The 22396-nt window shown below is 33.8% G+C and carries 27 protein-coding genes; all 27 read left to right on the top strand.

Annotated features, from left to right (window positions below; translation table 11 throughout):
- Positions 1 to 30 precede the first annotated feature (30 nt).
- The 27 genes from rplJ to rpsE all read left to right on the top strand — a co-directional run bounded on the left by rplJ (position 31) and on the right by rpsE (position 22393).
- Positions 31 to 534: a 50S ribosomal protein L10 gene (gene rplJ / locus TEGL_RS00550; RefSeq protein WP_018590906.1), complete on the top strand. Its 504-nt coding sequence runs from the start codon at positions 31 to 33 to the stop codon at positions 532 to 534.
- Positions 535 to 610: 76 nt separating this feature from the next.
- The gene (rplL, locus tag TEGL_RS00555; RefSeq protein WP_018590907.1) at positions 611 to 973 is read left to right on the top strand and encodes a 50S ribosomal protein L7/L12; all 363 of its coding nucleotides are present in this window, start codon (positions 611 to 613) and stop codon (positions 971 to 973) included.
- Positions 974 to 1316: 343 nt separating this feature from the next.
- Positions 1317 to 5009, top strand: a complete 3693-nt coding sequence (gene rpoB / locus TEGL_RS00560; protein ID WP_026255109.1) for a DNA-directed RNA polymerase subunit beta — start codon at positions 1317 to 1319, stop codon at positions 5007 to 5009.
- Between the two features lie 39 nt (positions 5010 to 5048).
- Positions 5049 to 8534: a DNA-directed RNA polymerase subunit beta' gene (gene rpoC / locus TEGL_RS00565; protein ID WP_018590909.1), complete on the top strand. Its 3486-nt coding sequence runs from the start codon at positions 5049 to 5051 to the stop codon at positions 8532 to 8534.
- A gap of 280 nt (positions 8535 to 8814) precedes the next feature.
- Positions 8815 to 9237 carry a 30S ribosomal protein S12 gene (rpsL, locus tag TEGL_RS00570; RefSeq protein WP_018590910.1) on the top strand — a complete coding sequence of 141 codons (423 nt, stop codon included), beginning with the start codon at positions 8815 to 8817 and terminating at the stop codon, positions 9235 to 9237.
- Positions 9238 to 9372: 135 nt separating this feature from the next.
- The gene (gene rpsG / locus TEGL_RS00575; RefSeq protein WP_018590911.1) at positions 9373 to 9843 is read left to right on the top strand and encodes a 30S ribosomal protein S7; all 471 of its coding nucleotides are present in this window, start codon (positions 9373 to 9375) and stop codon (positions 9841 to 9843) included.
- Between the two features lie 68 nt (positions 9844 to 9911).
- The gene (fusA, locus tag TEGL_RS00580) at positions 9912 to 11978 is read left to right on the top strand and encodes an elongation factor G (RefSeq protein ID WP_018590912.1); all 2067 of its coding nucleotides are present in this window, start codon (positions 9912 to 9914) and stop codon (positions 11976 to 11978) included.
- A gap of 101 nt (positions 11979 to 12079) precedes the next feature.
- On the top strand, positions 12080 to 13273 hold the full coding sequence (gene tuf / locus TEGL_RS00585) for an elongation factor Tu (RefSeq protein ID WP_103980790.1): 1194 nt from the start codon (positions 12080 to 12082) through the stop codon (positions 13271 to 13273).
- Between the two features lie 371 nt (positions 13274 to 13644).
- The gene (gene rpsJ / locus TEGL_RS00590; protein ID WP_018590366.1) at positions 13645 to 13956 is read left to right on the top strand and encodes a 30S ribosomal protein S10; all 312 of its coding nucleotides are present in this window, start codon (positions 13645 to 13647) and stop codon (positions 13954 to 13956) included.
- Positions 13957 to 14050: 94 nt separating this feature from the next.
- On the top strand, positions 14051 to 14680 hold the full coding sequence (gene rplC / locus TEGL_RS00595) for a 50S ribosomal protein L3 (RefSeq protein WP_018590367.1): 630 nt from the start codon (positions 14051 to 14053) through the stop codon (positions 14678 to 14680).
- A 27-nt stretch (positions 14681 to 14707) separates the two neighbouring features.
- Positions 14708 to 15331 (top strand): 50S ribosomal protein L4, encoded by a 624-nt coding sequence (gene rplD, locus TEGL_RS00600; protein WP_018590368.1) that lies wholly within the window; start codon positions 14708 to 14710, stop codon positions 15329 to 15331.
- Positions 15331 to 15621, top strand: coding sequence for a 50S ribosomal protein L23 (rplW, locus tag TEGL_RS00605; RefSeq protein WP_018590369.1), 291 nt, complete (start codon positions 15331 to 15333; stop codon positions 15619 to 15621). Before rplD ends, rplW begins: the two co-directional genes overlap by 1 nt.
- Before the next feature lie 29 nt (positions 15622 to 15650).
- Entirely contained in the window at positions 15651 to 16481 is an 831-nt protein-coding gene (gene rplB / locus TEGL_RS00610; protein WP_018590370.1) for a 50S ribosomal protein L2, read from the top strand.
- 54 nt (positions 16482 to 16535) lie between these two features.
- Positions 16536 to 16817, top strand: coding sequence for a 30S ribosomal protein S19 (gene rpsS / locus TEGL_RS00615; protein WP_018590371.1), 282 nt, complete (start codon positions 16536 to 16538; stop codon positions 16815 to 16817).
- Positions 16818 to 16850: 33 nt separating this feature from the next.
- Positions 16851 to 17186: a 50S ribosomal protein L22 gene (rplV, locus tag TEGL_RS00620; protein WP_018590372.1), complete on the top strand. Its 336-nt coding sequence runs from the start codon at positions 16851 to 16853 to the stop codon at positions 17184 to 17186.
- A gap of 21 nt (positions 17187 to 17207) precedes the next feature.
- Positions 17208 to 18020, top strand: a complete 813-nt coding sequence (gene rpsC / locus TEGL_RS00625) for a 30S ribosomal protein S3 (RefSeq protein WP_018590373.1) — start codon at positions 17208 to 17210, stop codon at positions 18018 to 18020.
- A 31-nt stretch (positions 18021 to 18051) separates the two neighbouring features.
- The gene (gene rplP / locus TEGL_RS00630) at positions 18052 to 18483 is read left to right on the top strand and encodes a 50S ribosomal protein L16 (RefSeq protein ID WP_018590374.1); all 432 of its coding nucleotides are present in this window, start codon (positions 18052 to 18054) and stop codon (positions 18481 to 18483) included.
- 1 nt (position 18484) lies between these two features.
- Positions 18485 to 18688: a 50S ribosomal protein L29 gene (gene rpmC, locus TEGL_RS00635; protein ID WP_018590375.1), complete on the top strand. Its 204-nt coding sequence runs from the start codon at positions 18485 to 18487 to the stop codon at positions 18686 to 18688.
- 23 nt (positions 18689 to 18711) lie between these two features.
- Positions 18712 to 18966, top strand: a complete 255-nt coding sequence (gene rpsQ, locus TEGL_RS00640) for a 30S ribosomal protein S17 (protein ID WP_018590376.1) — start codon at positions 18712 to 18714, stop codon at positions 18964 to 18966.
- Between the two features lie 25 nt (positions 18967 to 18991).
- A complete protein-coding gene (gene rplN, locus TEGL_RS00645; protein ID WP_018590377.1) occupies positions 18992 to 19360 on the top strand; it encodes a 50S ribosomal protein L14 in 369 nt (122 codons plus the stop codon).
- Between the two features lie 22 nt (positions 19361 to 19382).
- Positions 19383 to 19688 carry a 50S ribosomal protein L24 gene (gene rplX / locus TEGL_RS00650; protein WP_026255079.1) on the top strand — a complete coding sequence of 102 codons (306 nt, stop codon included), beginning with the start codon at positions 19383 to 19385 and terminating at the stop codon, positions 19686 to 19688.
- Between the two features lie 25 nt (positions 19689 to 19713).
- Positions 19714 to 20256 (top strand): 50S ribosomal protein L5, encoded by a 543-nt coding sequence (gene rplE / locus TEGL_RS00655; protein ID WP_018590379.1) that lies wholly within the window; start codon positions 19714 to 19716, stop codon positions 20254 to 20256.
- A 17-nt stretch (positions 20257 to 20273) separates the two neighbouring features.
- Positions 20274 to 20459 (top strand): type Z 30S ribosomal protein S14, encoded by a 186-nt coding sequence (locus TEGL_RS00660; protein ID WP_018590380.1) that lies wholly within the window; start codon positions 20274 to 20276, stop codon positions 20457 to 20459.
- A gap of 31 nt (positions 20460 to 20490) precedes the next feature.
- Positions 20491 to 20889 (top strand): 30S ribosomal protein S8, encoded by a 399-nt coding sequence (gene rpsH, locus TEGL_RS00665; RefSeq protein ID WP_018590381.1) that lies wholly within the window; start codon positions 20491 to 20493, stop codon positions 20887 to 20889.
- Positions 20890 to 20918: 29 nt separating this feature from the next.
- Positions 20919 to 21461: a 50S ribosomal protein L6 gene (rplF, locus tag TEGL_RS00670; RefSeq protein WP_018590382.1), complete on the top strand. Its 543-nt coding sequence runs from the start codon at positions 20919 to 20921 to the stop codon at positions 21459 to 21461.
- 35 nt (positions 21462 to 21496) lie between these two features.
- Positions 21497 to 21865, top strand: coding sequence for a 50S ribosomal protein L18 (gene rplR, locus TEGL_RS00675; protein ID WP_018590383.1), 369 nt, complete (start codon positions 21497 to 21499; stop codon positions 21863 to 21865).
- Between the two features lie 21 nt (positions 21866 to 21886).
- Positions 21887 to 22393 (top strand): 30S ribosomal protein S5, encoded by a 507-nt coding sequence (rpsE, locus tag TEGL_RS00680; protein ID WP_018590384.1) that lies wholly within the window; start codon positions 21887 to 21889, stop codon positions 22391 to 22393.
- The last annotated feature ends 3 nt before the right edge of the window (positions 22394 to 22396 follow it).

Here is a 22396-nt window from a genome sequence, read left to right on the forward strand (position 1 = left end):
ACCTACATGGTGAAGGAGGTGCACATCTAGATGAGAGAAGCTTTACAAATAAAATCACAAGTTGTTGCAGAGATAGTTGAAAAATTACAAAAATCATCTTCTACTATAGTTGTTGATTACAAAGGACTTACAGTTGAAGAAGTTACAGAACTTAGAAAGAAAATGAGAGAAGCTGGTGTTGAATACAAAGTATACAAAAATACTTTAGTAAGAAGAGCAGCTCAAGAAGTTGGAATATCTGAGTTCAATGATGAATTATTAGTAGGAACTAATGCTATAGCATTCGGTTACGAAGATCCAATAGCTCCAGCTAGAGTTATAAAAGAATTTATGGATTCTCATCCAAAAATGAAATTAAAAATGGGTGTTGTTGAAGGTGCATTCTATAACGAAGCTCAAATCGTTGAATTTGCTAACATACCACCAAGAGAAGTTCTTCTTGCTAAGTTACTTGGTAGCTTAAAAGCTCCAATGTCTAACTTTGCTTACTTATTAGACGCGTTAATAAAAGAAAAAGAAGGACAAGAAGCTTAATTGTCAGTTAATTAAAAATTAACAATTATAAAAGATAATAATAAAAAATTAGAAAATAATTTCGGAGGTGCGAAAAATGACAATAGAACAAATATTAGAAGCTATAGAGCAAATGAAAGTTACAGAATTAAATGAATTAGTAAAAGCTGCAGAAGAAAAATTCGGTGTATCTGCTTCTGCTCCAGTAATGGTTGCTGGTGCTGCTGGTGGAGCTGCTGCTGAAGAAAAAACTGAATTTGATGTAGTATTAGCTAGCGCTGGTGCATCAAAAGTTAAAGTTATAAAAGCTGTTAGAGAAATAACTGGTTTAGGATTAAAAGAAGCTAAAGAATTAGTTGATAACGCTCCTAAAACATTAAAAGAAGGAGTTTCTAAAGAAGAAGCTGAAGAAATGAAAGCTAAATTAGAAGAAACTGGAGCTTCTGTAGAAGTTAAATAATTATAATATAGTTATTAAAAGCTAATATAAAAATATAAAAGGCATCTTAGTTAGATGCCTTTTTTTAAGCTAAAAATGAAATGATAAACTAGAGAATAGAAAGTAGATGTAAACTTACTTCTGTTTTCTATTCTCTAGTTTGGAAATTTTTTAAAAAACTAGAATTATTGTTTGATTTTTTGAGCATAATAAATAATGCATATTTTGTGATAAAATTTTAATACATAAAATTAAAAAGATTGGGCAATAAGAATATTGAAATTTAGTCAGATTTGTGGTATAATTCCTAGATGCGTTAGAATCACAATGGTTTTATTTTTAATTATTGAGAGGTGAAAAGTGAATGCCATACCCTGTCACGATAGGTAAGAGAACTAGAATGAGCTTTTCTAAAATAAAAGAAATAGCTGATTTACCAAATCTTATAGAAATACAAGTTGATTCCTATAAGTGGTTTTTAGAAGAAGGTTTAAAAGAAGTATTTGAGGACATTTCTCCAATAGAAGACTACACAGGAAATTTAATATTAGAATTCGTAGATTACTCTTTAGACGAAAAACCAAAATACGATATAGAAGAGTGTAAAGAAAGAGATGCTACATATCATGCACCTCTAAATGTAAAAGTAAGACTTATAAATAAAGAGACTGGAGAAATTAAGGAACAAAAGGTCTTCATGGGAGATTTCCCTCTTATGACAGATAGAGGAACTTTTGTTATTAATGGAGCGGAAAGAGTTATAGTAAGTCAGCTGGTTAGATCTCCTGGTGTATACTATGCACTTGATAGAGATATGAAAACTGGTAAAAAAATGATATCTTCAACTGTTATACCAAATAGAGGAGCATGGTTAGAATATGAAACTGATACTAATGATGTTATCTATGTAAGAGTTGATAGAACAAGAAAACAACCTGTAACAGTTCTTTTAAGAGCATTAGGTATAGGAACAGATGAAGAAATAAAAGAGCTATTAGGTGAAGATGAAAGATTGCTAGCTACATTAGACAAAGACAATACTAATTCAGTAGAGTCAGGCTTAGTTGAAATTTATAAGAAATTAAGACCAGGTGAACCACCTACTGTAGAGAGTGCATCATCATTAATTAATGCTTTATTCTTTGATGCAAAAAGATATGACTTAGCAAAAGTAGGAAGATATAAGTTCAATAAGAAATTAGCATTAGCTTATAGAATAATGAACAGAATATCTTGCGAAGACATAATAAATCCTGAAACAGGAGAAGTTTTCGTAAAAGATGGAGAAAAAATATCTTACGAAAAAGCTTGCGAGATACAAAATTCGGGTATAAACGTTGTTCGCGTTTTAGCTGAAGAAGACAAAAAAGTTAAAGTAATAGGAAATAATTTTGTAGACATCAAGTCTCATATTAAATTTGATATAGATGATTTAAAAATCAAAGAAAAAGTACATTATCCAACATTAAAAGAAATTTTAGCTGAATGTACTACTGAAGAAGAAATAAAAGAAGCTTTAAGAATAAGAATGAGGGAATTAATACCAAAACATATCTTATTAGACGATATTATAGCATCTATAAACTATCAATTTAATCTATTTTGTGATGTTGGAACTATAGATGATATAGACCACTTAGGAAATAGAAGAATAAGATCTGTTGGTGAATTATTACAAAATCAAGTAAGAATTGGTCTTTCAAGAATGGAAAGAGTTATAAGAGAAAGAATGACTGTACAAGACATGGAATCTATAACTCCACAAGCATTAGTAAATATAAGACCTGTTTCAGCTGCGATTAAAGAATTCTTTGGTAGCTCTCAGTTATCTCAGTTCATGGATCAAACAAATCCATTGTCAGAATTAACTCATAAGAGAAGATTATCAGCATTAGGACCAGGTGGACTTTCAAGAGAAAGAGCTGGATTCGAAGTGCGTGACGTTCATCATTCTCATTACGGTAGAATGTGTCCTATAGAGACTCCAGAAGGACCAAATATCGGTCTTATAAACTCTCTAGGAACTTATGCTAAAATAAATGAATATGGATTTATAGAATCTCCTTACAGAAAATATGATAAAGAAACTGGAAGAATAACAGATGAAATTCAATATTTAACTGCTGATGAAGAAGATATATTTGTAAGAGCCCAAGCGAATGAACCATTAAATGAAAATGGTGAGTTTGTAAACAATAGAGTAGTTTGTAGAACAGTTAATGGTACTGTTGAATTACTTCCTGCTAATAGAGTAGATTTTATGGATATATCTCCAAAACAAGTTGTTTCTATAGCTACGGCTATGATACCATTCCTTGAAAATGATGATGCCAACCGTGCCCTAATGGGATCAAACATGCAACGTCAAGCCGTGCCTCTTGTAAGAAGAGAAGCACCGATCATAGGAACTGGCTGTGAATATAGAGCAGCAAAAGACTCAGGAGCAGTTGTGGTAGCTAAACATTCTGGTATAGCAGAAAGAGTTACTGCAGATGAAATAATAATAAAAAGAGAAGATGGAAATAAAGACAAATATAAACTGCTTAAATTCAAAAGATCTAACTCTGGTACATGTGTTAACCAAACTCCTATCATAAGCAAAAATGATATGATAGAAGCTGGTGATGTTATAGCAGATGGTCCAGCAACAGACTTAGGAGAAGTAGCTTTAGGAAGAAACTGCCTGATAGCCTTCATGACTTGGGAAGGATACAACTATGAGGATGCTGTTTTAATAAATGAAAGACTTGTTAAAGAAGATAGATTATCAACAATTCATATAGAAGAGTATGAATGTGAAGCAAGAGATACTAAACTAGGACCAGAAGAAATTACTAGAGATATACCAAACGTATCTGAGAATGCCATTAAGAACTTAGATGAAAGAGGTATAATTAGAATAGGTGCTGAAGTAGATTCAGGAGATATATTAGTTGGTAAAGTAACTCCAAAAGGAGAAACTGAACTTACTGCAGAAGAAAGATTACTTCGTGCAATATTCGGAGAAAAAGCAAGAGAAGTTAGAGATACATCTCTTAAAGTTCCTCATGGAGAATCTGGTATAATAGTTGATATAAAAGTATTCACAAGAGAAAATGGCGATGACTTATCACCAGGTGTAAACGAAAGTGTAAGATGTTACATCGCTAAGAAAAGAAAAATAAAAGTCGGAGATAAAATGGCTGGACGTCATGGTAATAAAGGGGTTATCTCAAGAGTATTACCAGAAGAAGATATGCCGTTTATGGAAGACGGAACACCTATGGATATAGTTCTTAATCCTCAGGGTATACCATCTCGTATGAATATTGGTCAGGTTCTTGAAATGCACTTAGGGCTTGCAGCTAAGAAATTAGGATGGCATGTTGCTACATCAGTATTCGATGGAGCGAATGAGTATGATATTCAAGATGCTCTTGAAGAGGCAGGATATTCAAGAGATGGAAAATTAACTTTATTTGATGGTAGAACAGGCGAAACATTTGACAACAGAATAACAGTTGGATACATGTACTACTTAAAACTTCACCATTTAGTAGATGATAAGTTACATGCAAGAAGTACAGGACCATACTCACTAGTTACTCAACAACCGCTTGGTGGTAAAGCACAATTTGGTGGACAAAGATTCGGTGAGATGGAGGTTTGGGCGTTAGAAGCATATGGTGCGTCTCACATCCTACAAGAGATACTTACTGTTAAGTCAGATGATGTTGTTGGCCGTGTTAGAACTTACGAAGCTATCGTTAAAGGTGAAAACATACCTGAACCAGGTATACCAGAATCATTTAAAGTATTAATAAAAGAACTTCAATCTTTATGTTTAGATGTAAAAATATTATCAGAAGAAGATGAAGAATTAGAAGTTAAAGAAAATGTTGACTTCGATGAACCAGAAGGTGATTTTGAAGGTTCAGTAGTTAGCGATGATACTGATGTTCAGGAAAATCACATGATAGAAGAAATAGAAGTTGAAGAAGATGAAGAATTATTAGATGATATGAGTTACGATGATTTTGACTACAGTAATGATGGGAACGATGATTATGAAATGTAGTTTTATAAAATAAATATCAAATAGAAGGGAGAGAACTCCTTGTTTGAATTAAACAATTTCGAGTCGATTAAAATAGGATTAGCTTCTCCAGAAAGAATAAGAGAATGGTCTTATGGTGAAGTAAAGAAACCAGAAACGATAAACTACCGTACTTTAAAGCCAGAGAAAGACGGTTTATTCTGTGAAAGAATATTTGGACCACAAAAAGACTGGGAATGTCATTGTGGGAAATACAGAAGAGTTAGATATAAAGGTGTAATATGTGATAGATGTGGTGTTGAAGTCACTAAATCTAAAGTAAGAAGATCTAGAATGGGACATATAGAGCTTGCAGCTCCTATGTCTCACATCTGGTATTTCAAAGGAATACCAAGTAGAATGGGTCTTTTACTTGACATGTCACCTAGATCACTAGAAAAAATATTATATTTTGCTTCTTATGTTGTTATTGATCCAGGAGAAACAGGATTAAATGAAAAAGAGTTAATAAACGAAGATAAGTTTAGAACTGTTTACAGAGAACACGGAAACACTTTTGAAGTTGGAATGGGTGCAGAAGCTGTTAAGAAACTTTTACAAAAAATAGATTTAGAAAAAGAGTCTAAAATGTTAAGAGATGACTTAAAAGACAGTACTGGACAAAAAAGAGTAAGAACAATAAGAAGATTAGAAGTTGTTGAAGCATTCAGAAAATCTGGAAATAAACCAGAATGGATGATATTAGATGCTATACCAGTAATTCCACCAGATTTAAGACCTATGGTTCAATTAGATGGAGGTAGATTTGCAACTTCTGACTTAAATGACTTATATAGAAGAGTTATAAACAGAAATAACAGACTTAAAAGATTATTAGAACTTGGAGCTCCTGATATCATCGTTAGAAATGAAAAGAGAATGCTTCAAGAAGCAGTAGATGCTCTAATAGACAATGGTAGAAGAGGAAGACCGGTAACTGGACCTGGTAATAGACCACTTAAGTCTTTATCAGACATGTTAAAAGGTAAGCAAGGACGTTTCCGTCAGAACTTACTTGGTAAACGTGTTGACTACTCAGGACGTTCTGTTATCGTTGTTGGACCAGAACTTAAATTCTATCAATGTGGTCTTCCAAGAAAAATGGCACTTGAACTATTCAAGCCATTCGTAATGGATAGATTAGTTAAAGAAGGTTATGCACACAATATTAAGAGTGCTAAGTCTATAGTTGAAAAAGTAAAACCAGAAGTATGGGATGTACTTGAAGATGTAATCAAGAGCCATCCAGTTTTACTTAACCGTGCACCGACACTACACAGATTAGGTATACAGGCATTTGAACCAATATTAGTTGAAGGAAAAGCGATTAAGTTACATCCACTTGTATGTACAGCATATAATGCTGACTTCGATGGTGACCAAATGGCCGTTCACGTTCCTTTATCTGTTGAAGCACAAGCAGAAGCAAGATTCTTAATGCTTTCTGTAAATAATATACTTGCGCCTAAAGATGGTTCTCCTATAACTACTCCATCTCAAGATATGGTTCTAGGAAGTTATTACTTAACAATAGAATCACAAGGTGGAGAAAAAGGAACAGGAAGTATATTTAAAGACTACAATGAATTATTAATGGCTTACCAAACTAAAGCTGTGGAATTACATGCTACTGTTAAAGTAAGAAAAGTATTCCCAGATGGAACAAAAGGATTAATAGAAAGTACTGTAGGTAGATTCATATTTAATGAAAATATGCCTCAAGACTTAGGATTTGTAGATAGAAATGTAGATAAATTTAAATTAGAAATAGATTTCTTAGTTGATAAAAAAGCATTAGGTAAAATAATAGACAAATGCTTTAGAAGACATGGTAATACAAAAACTGCAGAAGTTCTAGACCACATAAAAGCTTTAGGATTTAAATATTCTACAGTTGGTGGTATAACAGTTGCTGTTGCAGATATGAAAGTACCAAAAGAAAAAGCAGAATATATAGCTGCTGCTGAAAAACAAGTTGATAAGTTTGAAAAAGCTTACGGAAGAGGACTTATATCTGATGAAGAAAGATATGAGAAAGTTATAGAAACTTGGACAGAAACTACTAATAAAGTAACTGACGCACTTATGAATGGACTTGAAAGAATGAACAATATTTATATAATGGCCCATTCAGGAGCCAGAGGTTCTAAAAACCAGATAAGACAGTTAGCTGGTATGCGTGGTCTTATGGCCAATGCATCTGGTAAAACAGTAGAGATCCCGGTTAAATCTAACTTCCGTGAAGGGTTATCAGTTATGGAATACTTTATATCATCACATGGTGCTAGAAAAGGACTTTCAGATACAGCTCTTCGTACAGCCGATTCAGGATACTTAACAAGAAGACTTGTTGACGTTTCTCAAGATGTTATAGTTAGAGATTATGATTGTGGAACTACTGATACTTCAACAATCGTAGCTATAAAGGAAGGTAACGAAGTTATTGAAGAAATCTATGACCGAATAGTAGGAAGATATACTATAGATCCTATAGTAAATCCTAATACTGGTGAAGTTATAGTGGAAGCTGATGCTATGATAATGGAAGAACAAGCTGAAGAGATGGTAGCAGCAGGGATAGAAGAAGTTCAAATAAGAACTGTTCTTAACTGTAAAACTAGACATGGTGTTTGTTCAAAATGTTATGGTAGAAACTTAGCTACTGGAAAAGAAGTTAATATAGGTGAAGCTATAGGTATAATAGCTGCTCAATCAATCGGTGAACCGGGTACGCAGCTTACAATGCGTACATTCCATACAGGTGGGGTTGCCGGTGGAGATATAACTCAGGGTCTTCCAAGGGTTGAAGAGTTATTTGAAGCAAGAAAGCCTAAAGGTTTAGCTGTAATAGCTGAAATAGATGGTAGAGTTGAAATAGATGAAACAGGCAAGAGAAAAGAAATAATAGTTGTACCACATGAAGGTGAAAAACAAGTTTACGCCATAGCGTATAACTCTAGATTAAGAGTTAAGCAAGGTCAAATGGTTAAAGCTGGAGATGCTTTAACGCAAGGTTCTATAAATCCACATGATATCGTAAGAGTTAAAGGTATAGGTGGAGTTCAAGAGTATATAGTTAAAGAGGTTCAAAGAGTTTATAGACTTCAAGGGGTTGACGTTAACGATAAGCATATAGAAGTTATAGTAAGACAAATGCTATCTAAAGTTAAAGTTGAAGACCCAGGAGATACAGATTTATTACCAGGTGGTTATGAAGATGTATTAACATTTGAAAAATGTAATGATGAAGCTATAGCTAGTGGGCTTAGACCAGCGACTGCTAAGAGAGTATTACTTGGAATAACTAAAGCATCTCTTGCGACAGAATCATTCTTATCAGCTGCTTCATTCCAAGAAACTACAAGGGTTTTAACTGAAGCTGCAATAAAAGGAAAAGAAGACCATTTAATAGGATTAAAAGAGAATGTTATATTAGGTAAGCTGATTCCAGCAGGAACAGGAATGAAAAAATATAGAAATATAGCCGTTGAAAAGATAGAAGAATAATACAAAAATGCAAATTAAAGAGTTCTTGACATCGATTGACGGTGATGTTAAAATGTAAAAGTGTGAAATTTAAAAGTTTACTGAAACCACTGGTTTTTAGTAAACTTTTAAATAAGCATTTATATATAATTAAAGAACTATAAGTACCAAACTATTAAATGTTGCCCTATATTTATAGTGGCCTTTTATAGTGACAAACTATTACAAAGTCAGTATGAATTCATATTGATTTAGTTGGCGGTCATTTAAGATCGAAAATATTGAAAAGGAGGTGCAGATGATGCCAACAATTAACCAATTAGTTCGTAAAAGTAGAAAAGCAATAGAAAAGAAATCTACTGCTCCAGCATTACAAAAAGGGTTCAACTCTTTACACAAAAAATCTACTGATGCTAGTGCTCCACAAAAAAGAGGAGTTTGTACTTCAGTAAAAACAGTTACTCCTAAGAAACCTAACTCAGCTTTAAGAAAAGTTGCCAGAGTTAGATTAACTAATGGTATAGAGGTTTCTGCTTATATACCAGGAGAAGGACATAACTTACAAGAGCATAGTGTTGTTCTTATAAGAGGAGGAAGAGTAAAAGACCTTCCAGGGGTTAGATACCATATATTAAGAGGTACATTAGATACTGCAGGTGTTGATAAGAGAATGCAATCAAGATCTAAGTATGGTGCTAAGAGACCTAAAGCTGCAAAAAAATAGATTACTAAACTAAACAATAAAATGACAATATTATAGTGCGGTGCTTTAAATATATATTCGTATTTATGGCATCACGGCATTTTATTATGTCGAGTACCTATGATTTAAGATTTAATAATTAAGGAGGGAAGCAAAATGCCAAGAAAAGGTAATGTTCCAAAAAGAGAAGTTTTACCAGATCCAATGTATGGAAGTAAAGTGGTAAGTAAATTAATAAACAATTTAATGATAGACGGAAAAAAAGGAAAAGCTCAAACAATCGTGTATGATGCTTTTGCTATAGTTGCTGAAAAAACTGGAGAAGATGCTTTAGAAGTATTCAACAAAGCTATGGACAACGTAATGCCAGTTTTAGAAGTTAAAGCAAGAAGAGTTGGTGGAGCTAACTATCAAGTTCCAATAGAAGTTAGACCAGAAAGAAGACAAACTTTAGGTTTAAGATGGTTAGTAAACTATACTAGAGCTCGTGGTGAAAAAGGTATGGTTGAAAAACTTGCTAAAGAAATAATGGATGCAGCTAATAACACTGGTGCATCAGTTAAGAAGAGAGAAGATACTCATAAAATGGCAGAAGCTAATAAAGCATTTGCTCATTACAGATTCTAATTTTATACAAATAAAGAATAGAATTTGTTTGATATGAAATAATAAAGGATATCTTAAGGAGGATAACCATGGCTAGACAGTTTCCTTTAGAGAAAACAAGAAATATAGGAATAATGGCCCATATAGATGCAGGAAAAACTACTACTACAGAAAGAATCCTGTTCTATACTGGACAAACTCATAAAATAGGAGAAACTCATGAAGGAGCTTCTCAAATGGACTGGATGGAGCAAGAAAAGGAAAGAGGTATAACAATAACTTCTGCCGCTACTACTGCTCAATGGAAAGGTCATAGAATAAATATAATAGATACTCCAGGACACGTGGATTTCACTGTTGAAGTTGAGAGATCTCTAAGAGTTCTTGATGGTTCTGTTGCTGTATTCTGTGCTAAAGGTGGGGTTGAACCTCAATCTGAGAACGTATGGAGACAAGCAGATAACTACGGAGTACCTAGAATGGCATTCGTAAATAAAATGGACATCATGGGTGCAGATTTCTACAACGTTGTACAAATGATGAAAGACAGATTAAATGCAAATGCTGTACCAGTTCAATTACCAATAGGTAAAGAAGATTGGTTAGAAGGTGAAGTTGACTTAGTAGAAATGTGTGCTCACATATATAAAGACGACTTAGGAAGAGAAATAGAAAGAACTGAAATACCAGAAGATATGCAAGAATTAGCTGCTGAGTGGAGAGAAAAATTAGTTGAAGCTGTAGCTGAAACTGACGAAGAGTTAATGATGAAATATCTTGAAGGTGAAGAATTCTCAATAGAAGAAATAAAAACTGCTATAAGAAAAGCTACTATAGCATGTGAAATGAACCCAGTATTCTGTGGTTCTGCATACAAGAACAAAGGTGTTCAATTATTATTAGATGGTGTTGTTGATTATTTACCAGCTCCAACTGATATAGCTGCAATAAAAGGTATATTAGAAGATGGAACTGAAGATGAAAGACACTCATCAGATGAAGAACCATTCTCAGCTTTAGCATTCAAAATAATGACTGACCCATTCGTTGGAAAGTTAGCATTCTTTAGAGTTTACTCTGGTATAATGCAAGGTGGATCTTATGTTCTTAACTCTACTAAAGGTAAGAGAGAAAGAATAGGTCGTATCCTTCAAATGCATGCTAATACAAGAGAAGAAATAACAGAGGTATACGCTGGGGATATAGCTGCAGCAGTAGGTCTTAAAGATACTACTACTGGAGATACTTTATGTGATCCAGCTAATCCAATAATACTTGAATCTATGGAATTCCCTGAACCAGTTATATCTGTTGCTATAGAACCAAAATCTAAAGCAGCTCAAGAAAAGATGGGTATAGCTCTTCAAAAACTAGCTGAGGAAGATCCAACTTTCACAGTTAAGACTGATGAAGAAACAGGACAAACTATAATATCAGGTATGGGTGAATTACACTTAGAGATAATAGTTGATAGATTATTAAGAGAGTTCAAAGTAGAAGCTAATGTTGGTGCGCCTCAAGTTGCTTACAGAGAAACTATAACTCAACCAGTTGATGTAGAGTACAAATACTCTAAACAATCAGGTGGTAGAGGACAATATGGACATGTTAAGCTTAGAGTTAACCCACAAGAGCCAGGTCTTGGATACAAATTCGAAAACAAAACTGTTGGAGGATCTGTACCTAAAGAATATGTTGGACCAACTGATACTGGTATACAAGGTGCTATGCAATCTGGTTTAGTAGCTGGTTACCCAGTTGTTGACGTTGCTGTTGAATTATACGATGGTTCTTACCATGAAGTCGATTCATCAGAAATGGCGTTCAAAATGGCTGGTTCAATGGCAATGAAAGAAGCTCTTAAGAAAGGTAATTCAGTATTACTTGAGCCATTCTTCAAAGTTGAAGTTGTTACTCCAGAAGAGTACATGGGAGACGTTATGGGTGGACTAAACTCTAAGAGAGGTCTAATCCAAGGTATGGAAGCTAGAAACGGAGCACAAGTTATAAATGCATTTGTTCCACTTTCAGAAATGTTCGGATACTCTACTGAATTAAGATCTACTACTCAAGGTAGAGCAACATACACAATGATATTTGATCACTATGAGCAAGTTCCAGCAAGTGTTGCTAAGAAAGTTGCTGAAGGAAAATAATAATTATTTTCTTTGTAAATAAATAAATTAGTAAGACGAGGTTTATCCTCGTCTTATGATAATAAATTATAATAATAAAATATATTAGGAGGTATTTCACAATGGCTAAGGCTAAATTTGAAAGAAATAAACCACACGTTAATATAGGAACAATAGGTCACGTTGACCACGGTAAAACTACATTAACAGCTGCAATAACAAAAACATTATTTGATAGATATCAATTAGGAGAAGCTGTAGATTTCGCTAATATAGATAAAGCTCCAGAAGAAAGAGAAAGAGGAATCACAATATCAACAGCTCACGTTGAATATGAAACTCCAAACAGACACTATGCTCACGTTGACTGCCCAGGACATGCTGACTACGTTAAAAACATGATAACAGGAGCAGCTCAAATGGATGGTGCTATATTAGTTTGTTCAGCAACTGATGGACCAATGCCACAAACAAGAGAGCATATACTATTATCAAGACAAGTTGGTGTACCATACATAGTAGTATTCTTAAACAAATGTGACATGGTAGACGACGAAGAATTATTAGAATTAGTTGAAATGGAAGTAAGAGAATTATTAAACGAATATGAATTCCCAGGAGATGACACTCCAATAATAAGAGGATCTGCATTAAAAGCATTAGAAGATTCTTCATCAGAGTGGGGAGACAAAATAGTTGAATTATTCGAACAAATAGATGAATATATACCAGCTCCAGAGAGAGATGTAGATAAGCCATTCTTAATGCCAGTAGAAGACGTATTCTCTATAACAGGAAGAGGAACAGTTGCTACAGGTAGAGTAGAAAGAGGAGTATTAAAAGTACAAGACGAGGTTGAATTAGTTGGATTAACTGAAGAGCCAAGAAAAGTTGTTGTAACTGGTGTAGAAATGTTCAGAAAATTATTAGATAGCGCACAAGCTGGAGATAATATAGGAGCATTATTAAGAGGTGTTCAAAGAGATGATATCGAAAGAGGACAAGTATTAGCTAAGCCAGGTTCAGTTAACGCTCATACAAAGTTCACTGCAGAGATATACGTTCTTAAAAAAGAAGAAGGTGGAAGACATACTCCATTCTTCGATGGATACAGACCACAATTCTACTTCAGAACAACAGACGTAACAGGAGCTTGTAAATTACCAGAAGGAACAGAAATGGTAATGCCTGGAGATAACGTAACTATAGAAGTTGATTTAATAAACTCTATATGTGTTGAAGAAGGATTAAGATTCGCCATCAGAGAAGGTGGAAGAACAGTAGCTTCAGGAGTTGTAGCAACAATAATAGAATAATCTATAAATAGGTTATTTATATATAGAAATAAAGAGGGGGTTAAACCTCTCTTTTTTTGTATACCATGTTGACAAGTGAGTAAAAAAATTATATACTAATCAAGTCGTTGCAAGAAAAAAAGATAAAATTTTTTGGAATGCAAAGGTCAAAAAAATAATGTATACAAAAAATAAAAAAATATCTTGAAAAAAAGTTAATAATAAGATAAACTATAATAGTGTGCTTGAGAGATACGAATTATAAGGAAAGAGAATTGGTCTTAAAATTTTAATATTTTACTTTTAAAAAACAGGAACACCCGGAACTGTGTATCGGTATTAAAATAAATAAGGACTAATTATAAACAAGCGAAGAAGGAGGGAAATAAAACATGGCTAAAAATGAAAAAATAAGAATAAGATTAAAATCTTATGATCACAAATTATTAGATTTTTCTGCTGGAAAAATAGTTGAGACTGCTAAAAAAGCTGGATCACAAGTTTCAGGACCTGTGCCACTACCAACAGAAAAGCAAGTGGTTACTATATTAAGAGCTGTTCATAAATACAAAGATTCTAGAGAACAATTCGAAATAAGAACTCACAAAAGATTAATAGACATAACAAACCCAACACCTAAGACTGTTGATTCTTTAATGAAGTTAGACTTACCAGCAGGTGTTGATATAGAAATAAAGTTATAAGAACAAACACCTAAGATATTATCCTATAAGGTGACTATCTTAGAATGATTACCCAATTAGGTAATCCGCTGTAAGAATTATAGGAGGTGCTAATATGAAAGGAATATTAGGAAAAAAAATAGGTATGACTCAAGTATTTACTGAAGCTGGTGAAGTAATCCCGGTAACAGTTGTTGAGGCAGGACCAGTTGTTGTAACACAAGTTAAAACAATAGAAAATGATGGATATAATGCAGTTCAAGTAGGTTTTGTAGATGCTAAAGAAAAATCTTTAAATAAACCTCAAAAAGGACACTTAGCTGCAGCTAACACATTAAAAAAACATTTAAAAGAATTCAGAGTTGAGTCTGTAGATGCTTATACAGTTGGACAAGAAATAAAAGCTGACGTATTTGCTACAGGTGAAATGATAGATGTAACAGGAATATCTAAAGGGAAAGGATTCCAAGGTCCAATAAAGAGACATGGTCAATCAAGAGGTCCTGAATCTCACGGTTCTAGATATCACAGAAGACCAGGTTCAATGGGAGCTTGTTCTTACCCAGGTAGAGTTTTCAAAAACAAAAAACTAGCTGGACACATGGGTAGCGTTAAAGTTACAGTTCAAAACTTAGAAGTAGTAAGAGTTGATTCTGAAAAGAACTTTATATTAGTTAAAGGTGCTATACCAGGAGCTAAAGGTTCAGTAGTAACAATAAAAGAAGCAGTTAAGGCTTCTAAATAAGACTAACCTAAGAAAGGAGGATGCACAATGCCAAAATTAAATGTATTGAATATGAATGGACAAAATGTTGGTGAAATAGAATTAGCAGATTCTATATTCAATGTTGAAGTTAACGAACATGTTTTATATGAAGTAGTTAAAAACCAACTTGCAAATAAAAGACAAGGTACTCAATCTGCAAAAACTAGAGCAGAAGTTAGAGGTGGCGGAAGAAAACCTTGGAAACAAAAAGGAACAGGTAGAGCAAGACAAGGTTCTATAAGAGCTGTACAATGGATAGGTGGAGGAGTTGCTTTTGCACCAAAACCAAGAAATTACAGATATACTTTACCTAAGAAAGTTAGAAGATTAGCTATGAAATCTGCTTTATCTTCAAAAGTACAAAACAACGAAATAATAGTATTAGATGCTTTAACTATGGAAGCTCCTAAAACTAAAGATTTCGCAGCTGTATTAAAAAACATAAATGCTGGTAAAAAAGCTTTAGTAGTAATGGCTGAGAAAAATGAAAACGTAATAAAATCAGCAGCAAATATACAAGGTGTTGAAACTGCATTAGTTAATACTATAAATGTTTATGATATCTTAAAATACGATTCTTTCGTAATAACAACAGATGCTGTTAAAAAAGTGGAGGAGGTGTACGCATAATGACTAATCCACACGATATAATAATAAAACCAATCGTTACAGAACAAAGTATGGCTGAAATGGCTGAAAACAAATATACATTTGTAGTAAGCAAGAATGCTAATAAAACTGAAATAAAAAAAGCTGTAGAAACTATATTCGGAGTTAATGTTGAAAAAGTAAATACATTAAACTACGATGGAAAAGTTAAAAGAATGGGTAGAAGTGTAGGAAGAACTGCAAGTTTCAAGAAGGCGGTAGTTAAGTTAACTGCTGATTCTAAAGAAATAGAATTCTTCCAAGGAATGTAATACCTTAATTAACGTAAGGAGGATAAAAGATGGCTATTAAAAAGTTTAAACCAACTTCTCCTGCCTTAAGACAAATGACAGTTTTAAAATCTGATGAGATAACAACTAACCAACCAGAGAAATCTCTTTTAGTTTCTTTAAAGAAGAACTCTGGTAGAAATGCTCACGGTAAAATAACTGTTCGTCACAGAGGTGGAGGAAACAGAAGAAAATATAGAGTAATAGATTTCAAAAGAAATAAAGATGGAATACCTGCAAAAGTTGCAACTGTTGAATATGATCCAAACAGAACTGCTAACATAGCTTTATTAAACTATGCTGATGGTGAAAAGAGATATATATTAGCTCCAGTTGGGATAAAAGTAGGAGATACTTTAATGTCAGGACCAGATTCTGATATAAAACCAGGTAATGCATTAGCATTAAAAAATATGCCAGTTGGTACAGTAATTCACAACATAGAATTAAAACCAGGAAAAGGAGCTCAGTTAGTTAGATCTGCTGGTGTTTCTGCTCAATTAATGGCTAAAGAAGGAACAAAAGCTTTATTAAGATTACCATCAGGAGAAATGAGATACGTTTCTATAGAGTGTAAAGCTACTATAGGACAAGTTGGTAACGTAGAACATGGAAACATTGTTATAGGTAAAGCTGGTAGAGTTAGACACATGGGTATAAGACCTACAGTTAGAGGATCTGTAATGAACCCTTGCGATCACCCTCACGGTGGTGGTGAAGGTAGAGCTCCAATCGGTAGATCTGGACCAGTTACTCCATGGGGTAAACCTGCACTTGGATACAAAACTAGAAAGAAAAACAAAGCATCTAATAAATTAATAGTTTCAAGAAGAACTAAATAATAGATGATTAAATAGATTTTATGGATTTATTTTACTCAGAGAGGAGGAAATTAGATGTCAAGATCAACTAAAAAAGGACCTTTTATACATGCGAGACTTTTAAAGAAAGTTGAAGCTATGAATGCATCAGGAAATAAGGAAGTTATAAAGACTTGGTCAAGAAGTTCAACAATATTCCCTCAAATGGTAGAACACACTATAGCTGTTCACGATGGGAGAAGACATATACCTGTTTATGTAACAGAAGATATGGTTGGACATAAATTAGGAGAATTTGTGCCTACTAGAACGTTTAAAGGACACAAAGACGACGAAAAGAGTAACAAGAGAAGATAATACCATTCTTACTAAGGAAGGAGGATATTAAAAATGGAAGCAAAAGCAATTGCAAAATATGTACGTGTATCTCCAAGAAAAGCTGGACAAATATGTTCACTTGTTAGAGGTAAAAACGTTGATGAAGCATTAGCAATATTAAAATTCACTCCAAGAGGTGCTGCTGCAGATATAGCAAAAGTTGTAAAATCTGCTAAGGCAAATGCTGAAAACAATCACGAAATGAATGCTGAAAATTTATATATAGAATCAATAGTTGCTAACCAAGGGCCAACAATAAAGAGATTTATGCCTAGAGCTCAAGGTAGAGCTACTATGATAAGAAAAAGAACTTCTCACATAGAAGTAATTGTAAAAGAAAAAAAATAGTCACAGATAGGAGGGAAATAAATGGGACAAAAGGTTAACCCACACGGATTAAGAGTCGGTGTTATAAAAGATTGGGATTCAAGATGGTTCACAACTGATAAAAAAGAGTTCGGAGCGTTATTATTAGAAGACCACAATATACGTAAATTCTTAAAGAATAAATTATACTCTGCTGGAGTTGCTAGAATAGAAATAGAAAGATCTGCTAACAAGATCAGATTAGATCTTCATGTTGCTAAGCCAGGTGTTGTTATAGGAAGAGCTGGTGCAGGAATAGAAGCATTAAAAGCTGAGTTAGAAAAAATGACTAAGAAAAATATAATAGTAAACATAGTTGAGGTGAGAGCTATAGATAAGAATGCTCAACTAGTTGCTGAAAACATAGCTTTAGCTATAGAAAGAAGGGTTGCTTTCAGAAGAGCTATGAAACAAGCTGTTCAAAGAGCACTTAAAGCTGGAGCTAAAGGTATAAAAGTTTCTGCATCAGGTAGACTAGGTGGAGCTGAAATGGCTAGAACTGAAGGATACAGTGAAGGAAATGTGCCTCTTCAAACTTTAAGATCTGATATAGATTATGGATTTGCTGAAGCTGATACTACTTATGGAAAAATAGGTATAAAAGTTTGGATCTGTCATGGTGAAGTATTACCAACTAAAAACGGAATAAATCCAAGAGAAGAAAGAAAAGATAACAGAAGAGATAGAAGAGATAACAAAAGAGATAATAGAAGAAGAGATTCTAGAGGAACTGATAGAAGAGGTCAAAGACCACAACAAGGACAAAGACCTCAAGGACAAAGACCTCAAAGAACTGAAAACAAAGGTAATAAATAATTAGTAAGGTTCGAGGAAGGAGGAAACACTCATGTTAATGCCAAAAAGAGTAAAACGTCGTAGAGTTCATAGAGGAAGCATGGCTGGTAAAGCTCAAAAAGGTAACAAAGTTACTTACGGAGAGTTCGGTTTAATGGCTATGGAAGCATCATGGATAACTTCTAATCAAATAGAAGCTGCCAGAATAGCTATGACTAGATATATAAAAAGAGGCGGGAAGGTTTGGATAAAAATATTCCCACATAAGCCAGTAACAAGAAAACCAGCTGAAACTCGTATGGGTGCTGGGAAAGGTTCTCCAGAGTATTGGGTAGCCGTAGTTAAACCAGGAAGAGTTATGTTCGAATTAGCAGGTGTAGATGAAGAAAAAGCTAGAGAAGCTATGAGACTTGCTGCACATAAACTTCCAATAAAATGTAAATTTGTTAAAAAAGAAGATTTAGAAGTAAAGGGTGGTGAATAGGATGAAAGCTAAAGAACTAAGAGATTTAACAAGCGAAGAGCTAATTAGCAAATTAAATGACTTCAAAAGTGAATTATTTAGCTTAAGATTCCAATTAGCTACTGGTCAATTAGAAAATACAGCAAGAATTAAGTTTGTTAAAAAAGATATAGCTAGAGTTAAAACTATCCTTGCTGAAAGAAAGTTAAACGAAACTAGAGCTTAATTTGGAGAGGAGGCTTTTTAAACATGGAAAGAGGAAGAAGAAAAGTTAGAATAGGCCGTGTTGTAAGTAACAAAATGGATAAAACTATAGTAGTTGCTGTTGAAGATTTCGTACGTCATGAGTTATATAACAAGCCTGTTAAAAGAACTAAAAAGTTCAAGGCTCACGATGAAAACAATGTATGTTCAATCGGAGATAGAGTTAAGATAATGGAAACTAGACCTTTATCAAAAGATAAATATTTCAGACTAGTAGAAGTTATCGAAAAGGTTAAGTAGTTTTTCGAAAAGGAGGTATTACGATATGGTACAACAAGAATCACGTTTAAAAGTTGCTGACAATTCTGGTGCAAAGGAACTTTTATGTATCCGTGTATTAGGTGGAAGTAAAAGAAGATATGGTAACGTAGGTGACGTAATCGTTGCTACTGTTAAAAGTGCAACACCTGGTGGAGTTGTAAAAAAAGGTAAAGTTGTTAAAGCTGTTATAGTTAGAACAAAAAAAGGTATGAAGCGTAACGACGGATCTTATATAGCATTTGATGAAAATGCTGCAGTTATAATAAAAGACGACAAAACTCCAGTAGGAACTCGTATATTCGGGCCTGTTGCAAGAGAGTTAAGAGATCATGAATTTATGAAAATAGTATCTCTTGCTCCAGAAGTACTATAATAAGGAGGTGCAATAGGACATGATGCGTGTTAAAAGAGAAGATACAGTTGTTGTTATAGCTGGTAAAGATAAAGGTAAAACTGGGAAAGTTGTTAAAGTATTCCCTAAGACTAATAAAGTAATAGTTGAAGGTGTGAACGTAGTAACTAAACACCAAAAACCAAGTGCTATAAACCCACAAGGTGGAATAGTAAACAAAGAAGCTGCTATACACGTTTCAAATGTAATGCCAGTTGATCCTGAAACAGGAAAAGGAACAAGAGTTAGATTTGAAATGAAAGACGGAAAAAAAGTTAGAGTAGCAGTTAAGAGCGGAAAAGAAATATAATATAGCTTGAAAGGAGGGACCTTAAATGGCTTCTAGATTACAAGAAAAATACAATAAAGAAGTTGCTCCAGCAATGATGGAGAAATTTGGATACAAAAACATAATGGAAATACCTAAATTAGATAAAATAGTTATCAATATGGGTGTTGGAAATGCTAAAGAAAATCCAAAAGGATTAGAAAAAGCAGTAGAAGAAATGGAAATAATATCTGGTCAAAAACCAGTTATAACTAGAGCTAGAAAATCAGTAGCGAACTTTAAATTAAGAGAAGGTATGCCAATAGGTGCAAAAGTTACATTAAGAGCTGATAAAATGTACTACTTCTTAGATAAATTAGTTTCTGTTTCTTTACCAAGAGTTAGAGATTTCAGAGGAATTAATCCTAACGCTTTCGATGGTAGAGGAAACTACGCTTTAGGTGTTAAAGAGCAATTAATATTCCCTGAGATAGAATATGATAAAATAGATCAAGTTAGAGGAATGGATGTAATATTCGTTACTACAGCTAAAACAGACGAAGAAGCTCGTGAATTATTAAAATTATTAGGAATGCCATTTTCTAAATAATTAAAGGAGGGATTCCAGTGGCTAGAAAAGCGATGGTTGTAAAGCAACAAAAGAAGCAAAAGTATTCAACAAGAGAATACACTAGATGCTCAATATGTGGTAGACCACATTCTGTAATAAGAAACTTTGGTATATGCCGTATATGCTTCAGAGAATTAGCTTATAAAGGTCAAATACCTGGTGTAAGAAAAGCAAGTTGGTAAGATTTTTTTAAACTGAAAGGAGGGTTTCAATATGACAATGACAGATCCAATTGCAGATATGCTGACTCGTATAAGAAATGCGAACACTGTTAAGCATGAAACTGTTGACGTTCCTGCTTCTAACATAAAGAGAGAGATAGTTAGAATCTTATTAGAAGAAGGTTTCGTTAGAGGTTATGATGTTATAGAAGATGAGAAACAAGGAATAATAAGAATACAATTAAAGTACGGACAATCAGGCGAAAGAGTTATACAAGGTATAAAGAGAATATCTAAACCTGGTATGAGAGTTTATACAAATGCTTATGAAGTACCAAAGGTATTAAACGGATTAGGAATGTCTATAATATCTACTTCAAAAGGTATATTAACTGATAGACAAGCAAGAAAAGAAAATGTTGGTGGAGAAGTAATCTGCTACGTTTGGTAATCAATCGAACTAAGTAAGGAGGTGCGACTATGTCAAGAATAGGTGTTAAACCAATAACAGTACCAGCTGGTGTTGAAGTTACTATAGCTACTGATAATACAGTAACTGTAAAAGGACCTAAAGGAACTTTAACAAACCAATTTGATGGTGCTTTAACTATAAAACAAGAAGGAAATGTTATAACTGTTGAAAGACCAACAAATAACAAACAACACAGATCATTACATGGATTAACTAGAACTTTAATAGATAACATGGTAGTAGGAGTTAATACTGGTTTCGAAAAGAAATTAGAATTAGTAGGTGTTGGATACAGAGCACAAAAACAAGGAAATAAGTTAGTTATGAACTTAGGATACTCTCATCCAGTTGAGATGGTAGATCCAGAAGGAATAACTGTAGAAGCTCCAAATCAAACTGAATTAGTAGTAAAAGGTATAGACAAGCAATTAGTTGGTAACTATGCTGCTAAAATAAGAGACTGGAGAAAACCAGAGCCATACAAAGGTAAAGGTATAAGATACGCTGGTGAAGTTGTAAGACGTAAAGAAGGTAAAACTGGTAAAAAGTAAGCCTAATTAAATAAAGGTTGAAAGGAGTGAGCTCAATGTTAAAGAAAGCTGATAAAAATGCTATAAGACTTCAAAGACATAAGAGAGTAAGAAGAAAAATATCTGGAACTACTCAAAGACCAAGATTATGTATATTTAGAAGTTCAAACAATATATACGCTCAAATAATAGATGACACTAATAGAGTAACTCTTGTTGCTGCTTCTTCTTTAGAAGCTGATGTAAAGGGTGCTGTTAATCATACAGGAAACAAAGAAGCAGCTAAATTAGTTGGACAATTAGTGGCTAAGAAAGCTGTAGAAAAAGGTATAACTGAAGTTGTATTCGACAGAGGTGGATACTTATATCATGGAAGAATAAAAGAATTAGCTGAAGCTGCAAGAGAAGCTGGTCTTAAATTCTAATTAAAAAGGAGGGACATGCACATGCGTCGTAAATTAATAGATGCGAAACAACTAGACTTACAAGAAAAAGTTGTCGAAGTTAGACGTGTTACTAAAGTTGTTAAAGGTGGTAGAAACTTTAGATTCGCAGCTTTAGTAGTTGTTGGAGATGAAAACGGACACGTTGGAATAGGTTCTGGAAAAGCTATGGAAGTTCCAGATGCTATAAGAAAAGCAGTAGAAGATGCTAAAAAGAATCTTATAAGAGTACCTATGGTAGGAACTACTATACCTCACGAAGTTATCGGACACTTCGGTGCTGGAAGAATAATAATAATGCCAGCTCAAGAGGGTACAGGAGTTATCGCTGGTGGTGCTGCTAGAGACTTATTAGAATTAGCTGGATTAAAAGACGTTAGAGCGAAATGCTTAGGAACTAGAAATCCAAGAAACTTAGTAAATGCTACAATAGAAGGACTTAAATCTCTTAAAACAGCTGAAGATGTAGCTGCACTAAGAGGTAAAAAAGTTGAAGATCTTTTAGGCTAAGGA

This window comes from Terrisporobacter glycolicus ATCC 14880 = DSM 1288, from assembly GCF_036812735.1.
In the GTDB taxonomy this organism is placed as follows: domain Bacteria; phylum Bacillota; class Clostridia; order Peptostreptococcales; family Peptostreptococcaceae; genus Terrisporobacter; species Terrisporobacter glycolicus.

Excerpts from the sequence above, each read along its gene's own strand:
- rplJ (WP_018590906.1), top strand. The coding sequence starts at position 31 with ATGAGAGAAGCTTTACAAATAAAATCACAAGTTGTTGCAGAGATAGTT.
- rplL (WP_018590907.1), top strand. The coding sequence starts at position 611 with ATGACAATAGAACAAATATTAGAAGCTATAGAGCAAATGAAAGTTACA.
- rpoB (WP_026255109.1), top strand. The coding sequence starts at position 1,317 with ATGCCATACCCTGTCACGATAGGTAAGAGAACTAGAATGAGCTTTTCT.
- rpsL (WP_018590910.1), top strand. The coding sequence starts at position 8,815 with ATGCCAACAATTAACCAATTAGTTCGTAAAAGTAGAAAAGCAATAGAA.
- rpsG (WP_018590911.1), top strand. The coding sequence starts at position 9,373 with ATGCCAAGAAAAGGTAATGTTCCAAAAAGAGAAGTTTTACCAGATCCA.
- fusA (WP_018590912.1), top strand. The coding sequence starts at position 9,912 with ATGGCTAGACAGTTTCCTTTAGAGAAAACAAGAAATATAGGAATAATG.
- tuf (WP_103980790.1), top strand. The coding sequence starts at position 12,080 with ATGGCTAAGGCTAAATTTGAAAGAAATAAACCACACGTTAATATAGGA.
- rpsJ (WP_018590366.1), top strand. The coding sequence starts at position 13,645 with ATGGCTAAAAATGAAAAAATAAGAATAAGATTAAAATCTTATGATCAC.
- rplC (WP_018590367.1), top strand. The coding sequence starts at position 14,051 with ATGAAAGGAATATTAGGAAAAAAAATAGGTATGACTCAAGTATTTACT.
- rplD (WP_018590368.1), top strand. The coding sequence starts at position 14,708 with ATGCCAAAATTAAATGTATTGAATATGAATGGACAAAATGTTGGTGAA.
- rplW (WP_018590369.1), top strand. The coding sequence starts at position 15,331 with ATGACTAATCCACACGATATAATAATAAAACCAATCGTTACAGAACAA.
- rplB (WP_018590370.1), top strand. The coding sequence starts at position 15,651 with ATGGCTATTAAAAAGTTTAAACCAACTTCTCCTGCCTTAAGACAAATG.
- rpsS (WP_018590371.1), top strand. The coding sequence starts at position 16,536 with ATGTCAAGATCAACTAAAAAAGGACCTTTTATACATGCGAGACTTTTA.
- rplV (WP_018590372.1), top strand. The coding sequence starts at position 16,851 with ATGGAAGCAAAAGCAATTGCAAAATATGTACGTGTATCTCCAAGAAAA.
- rpsC (WP_018590373.1), top strand. The coding sequence starts at position 17,208 with ATGGGACAAAAGGTTAACCCACACGGATTAAGAGTCGGTGTTATAAAA.
- rplP (WP_018590374.1), top strand. The coding sequence starts at position 18,052 with ATGTTAATGCCAAAAAGAGTAAAACGTCGTAGAGTTCATAGAGGAAGC.
- rpmC (WP_018590375.1), top strand. The coding sequence starts at position 18,485 with ATGAAAGCTAAAGAACTAAGAGATTTAACAAGCGAAGAGCTAATTAGC.
- rpsQ (WP_018590376.1), top strand. The coding sequence starts at position 18,712 with ATGGAAAGAGGAAGAAGAAAAGTTAGAATAGGCCGTGTTGTAAGTAAC.
- rplN (WP_018590377.1), top strand. The coding sequence starts at position 18,992 with ATGGTACAACAAGAATCACGTTTAAAAGTTGCTGACAATTCTGGTGCA.
- rplX (WP_026255079.1), top strand. The coding sequence starts at position 19,383 with ATGCGTGTTAAAAGAGAAGATACAGTTGTTGTTATAGCTGGTAAAGAT.
- rplE (WP_018590379.1), top strand. The coding sequence starts at position 19,714 with ATGGCTTCTAGATTACAAGAAAAATACAATAAAGAAGTTGCTCCAGCA.
- rpsH (WP_018590381.1), top strand. The coding sequence starts at position 20,491 with ATGACAATGACAGATCCAATTGCAGATATGCTGACTCGTATAAGAAAT.
- rplF (WP_018590382.1), top strand. The coding sequence starts at position 20,919 with ATGTCAAGAATAGGTGTTAAACCAATAACAGTACCAGCTGGTGTTGAA.
- rplR (WP_018590383.1), top strand. The coding sequence starts at position 21,497 with ATGTTAAAGAAAGCTGATAAAAATGCTATAAGACTTCAAAGACATAAG.
- rpsE (WP_018590384.1), top strand. The coding sequence starts at position 21,887 with ATGCGTCGTAAATTAATAGATGCGAAACAACTAGACTTACAAGAAAAA.